This is a genomic window from uncultured Actinomyces sp., assembly GCF_963526355.1.
Taxonomy (GTDB): Bacteria; Actinomycetota; Actinomycetes; order Actinomycetales; family Actinomycetaceae; genus Actinomyces.
Map to the genome: position 1 here is coordinate 1 of NZ_CAUROW010000149.1, position 3,509 is coordinate 3,509.

A 3,509-nucleotide genomic window follows, 5' to 3' on the forward strand; every position below is an offset into this window, starting at 1 on the left:
GGGCGCCGGTGTGGAGCCTGGTCATCTACTCCGGAACCATGCAGATGCTGCTGGTACCACTGGCCGGAGGCGGCGAGTCACTGGCGACCATCGCCCTGTCCACCGGCTTCGTCTCGGGCCGGCACGTCTTCTACGGCCTGGGTTTCCCCCTGGACCGGGTGCGCGGCGGACTGCTCATCCGTCTCTACGCCGTCCACGCCATCACTGACGAGGTCTATGCGCTGCTGGCAGCGCGCGACCGGAGAACCATGAGCGGGCGTTACCTGGTGTCCGTCGAGGTGATCAGCCACTCCTCATGGGTGGCGGGCACCACCGTCGGCGCACTGACCGGGACGGCGCTGGTCTCCCTGGTGGGCGAGCGCATCGAGCTGCTCAGTTTCGTGCTCACGGCCCTGTTCGTGGTCCTGGCCATTGAGAACTGGCGCAACCACCCCGATATCGGGGTGCTGTGCCTGGGGCTGGTGGCCGGCGGCATCGGCCTGGCGGTGGGCGGCTCGGCCGCGCTGCTGAGTGCCCTGGTCGTCCTCGCCGTCGGCCTGGTGGGTCTGTACGCCTGGCGCGGCCGCGGCCACCGCCCCGAGTCTCCTGAGCCGATGTCGGAGCGGGGGACGGCCGCCTGATGCTCACCAATCCGCAGATCACGATCGCCGTCGGGCTCGTCGCCGCCATCACCTTCGTCTGCCGGATCGCCCCCTTCGTACTGCTGCGCGGACGCAGGAACAACGCGTTGCTGGGCTTCCTGTCCCGGGCGATGCCTCTGGGCGTCATGATCGTCCTGGTGGCCTACACGCTCGGCGGGGTGAGCATGACACCGTCGACCTGGCTGCCGGCGGCCGGCGGGATCGGGACGACAGCGGGACTGCACCTGTGGCGGCGCTCGATCGGGCCATCGCTCATCAGTGGCACCGGCGTCTACGTCATCCTCAGCCTCCTGCTGACCTGACCCCACCGGCAGGATGTCTGTCCCCAAACGCGTGGAGGGTCCCCGTCCGTTCGAGGATGCACCCGGCCGCGCAGAAAGCCCCCGCCCGCGGCAAGGCAGGGCGGCATCTCCCCAACGGTGACGAGGGCCCCGCGGGCGTGGCGGCGCGCCGGCCAGTAGGCTGCGACCGTGCCTGTCGACGTCAATCGCCCCGGCCCCTGGATGCACCGCGACCTCACTGCCCGCGGCACCCGTTTCCATGTCGCACTGGCGGGACCCGAGTCCCCGAGCGGCAGCGGGCCCCTGACCCTCCTGGTCCACGGCTTCCCCGAGTGCTGGTGGACCTGGCGCCACGTCATCCCCGCCCTCGCGCAGGCCGGGCACCGCGTGGCGGCCCTCGATCTGCGCGGCTTCGGCGGCTCGGACCGGCCGCCATCGGGCTACGACATGGTGACGCTGGCCCAGGACCTCGCCGCCGTGGTCCGCTCCCTGGGCCACGAGCGGGCCGTGGTCATCGGCGCCGGACTCGGCGGCCAGATCGCCTGGGCACTGCCGCACGTGGCACCGGGCCTGACGACGGCGATGGTTCCGGTGGGCGCCCCCCACCCCTTGGCGCTGCGGTCGCTGTGGAATCGGGCGCTGTCGGGGTCGGCGCTGCAGTACGCGAGCTTTCAGGTCCCGGTTCTGGCAGAGCGGCGTCTGCGCAACCGCGGCGCCCTGGAGGGGCTGCTGCGTTCCTGGGCCGGACCGCACACCCGGGAGGCGGTGGCCGAGGAGGCCTCTTACTACGCCGAGCTCCTGTCCCGCCCCGGCGCCGCCCGCACCGCCCTGGAGCCGATGCGCAACCTCGTGCTGTCCCGTGCGGAGACGGCGGCGCTGGAGCGGCCGGTGACGGTGCCCGTTCTGTCGATCCAGGGCGAGATCGACCCCGTCCAGCCCGCCCAGGCCTACGCGCGCGACACCCACCACGTGACCGGCGTCCTGCGCCAGGTGACGATCCGCCGCTGCGGCCACTTACCGCAGGAGGAGACCCCGGCCGAGCTCGTCCGGGCCCTGCTGCCCTTCCTGGCCGACGTCTCCCCAGCTGCCTCCTCCTGATCTCCTCTTCACGCCTCGAGCCGAGCATTATTCCGCGTATGCCCTACGACTTTTCTGTAGGGCTACGCGGAATAATGCTCGGCTCGACAGGTGCGGTGCGGTCAGCTCGATGCCGTCGTCCGACTTCCAGGCGACGAGCGGCGCCGGCTCACACCGGCTGGCGCAGGTTGTCCATGAGGGGCCGGCGGTCGAGCTGCGCGGGCAGCCAGGTGGTCGCCACCGCCAGCACCAGCGAGATCCCGCTGACGAGCACCAGCAACCCCACCGGGATCGAGGAGGACAGGACCGTCATCCCGCCTCCGGAGTACAACGCGGCGTTGACGGCACTGAAGGCAGTGGCCGCCAGCCCGAAGAGGATACCGGTGCCGGCGTAAATGACTCCCTCCAGCGCGGTGGAGGCCAGCACTGTCCTGGTCCGCGCCCCAACGACTCCCAGCAACGCGCCCTCCTGGCGCCGGGCCCGCCCCACCATGGCGATGTTGGCGATCCCGCCGACCCCGGCGATGAGGAAGATCGGCACCCCGATGGTGAGGAACCCGTTGACCGAACCCTGCGCACCGACGGCCTGCCCGGCGCCGACGGCGGCGTAGGCGGTGCCGGTCATGGCCACGGCAAGGGCGAAGGGAACGATCGTCGTCATCGACACAGAGGCGCGGTGGCGGGCATTGGCGCGAGCGGCGAACCAGGCGGGGCTGCGACCCGGGATGAGCGCGGTCCACCCGGTCAGCAGCGGCCGCAGAGTCCAGTTCGGCACGCACAGGGCCGCGATCGCGGCGATGATCCCCATGCCTCCGCCGATCGTAGCGCGTTCCCCGGCCTGTCGAGGCATGTCCTCCAGGTCCAGCGCCGCCAGCTCCTCGGGGCTGAGGGGCAGGTTGATGAGGATGGACATGATGACCACGGGGAAGAGCAGCATGAGGGCGGTCCCCCACTGCCACCACCGGGTCCGGGTCTGCGGAGCCGTGGATTCCCGCAGCGCCTGCATCTCGGGGACCGACGCCGCCCGCCGGGCCGGCCCCATCCCGCCCAGGACGCAGAAGAGCGTTGTCGCAGCGATGGCCAGCGGCACCCCGAAGCCCGGCATGACCACCGGCAGGTCGTCCGGGAAGCCTCTGAACTCCCGCCAGGTGAGTAGGTAGACGCGGGTCAGCGGCAGCGAGGCCACCGCCCCGAGAGCTCCTCCGAGCAGCCCGACCACCCCGACCTGCCCCAGGATGATGCGGCGGATGCGGCTGCCGGGGATGCCCAGGACCTTCCATAGCGCGTGCGAGCGCTGCTGGGCCGAGACGGTGAGTCCCAGCGTCGTGGACAGGATGACAGCGGTGGCCAGCCCCGCGTAGGACACGAGGTTGGAGCCGATGATGTGGGAGGCGTTGGTGAGCTCCGCCGATCCCTGGGACTGCGCCCAGCTCAGGGCGCTATACCAGGCGGTGATGATGACGCCGATGATGGCGCCGCCGACCGTGGCGACGAGCAGCGACCACAGCCA

Annotated in this window: 4 protein-coding genes; 3 read left to right on the top strand and 1 reads right to left on the bottom strand. The window is 71.3% G+C overall.

Annotated features, from left to right (window positions below):
- The 3 genes from RWR81_RS12910 to RWR81_RS12920 form a co-directional block, all read left to right on the top strand.
- Nucleotides 1-620 (top strand): AzlC family ABC transporter permease (locus RWR81_RS12910; protein WP_314458125.1); only part of this gene is annotated, 620 nt, incomplete at its 5' end.
- Nucleotides 620-943, top strand: a complete 324-nt coding sequence (locus tag RWR81_RS12915; protein WP_314458126.1) for an AzlD domain-containing protein — start codon at nucleotides 620-622, stop codon at nucleotides 941-943. The genes RWR81_RS12910 and RWR81_RS12915, both read left to right, overlap by 1 nt.
- A 168-nt stretch (nucleotides 944-1,111) precedes the next feature.
- On the top strand, nucleotides 1,112-2,020 hold the full coding sequence (locus RWR81_RS12920) for an alpha/beta hydrolase (RefSeq protein WP_314458127.1): 909 nt from the start codon (nucleotides 1,112-1,114) through the stop codon (nucleotides 2,018-2,020).
- A 148-nt stretch (nucleotides 2,021-2,168) separates the two neighbouring features.
- Here RWR81_RS12920 and RWR81_RS12925 read toward each other — a convergent pair.
- On the bottom strand, nucleotides 2,169-3,509 hold a 1,341-nt coding region (locus tag RWR81_RS12925), incomplete at its 5' end, for an FtsX-like permease family protein (RefSeq protein ID WP_314458128.1).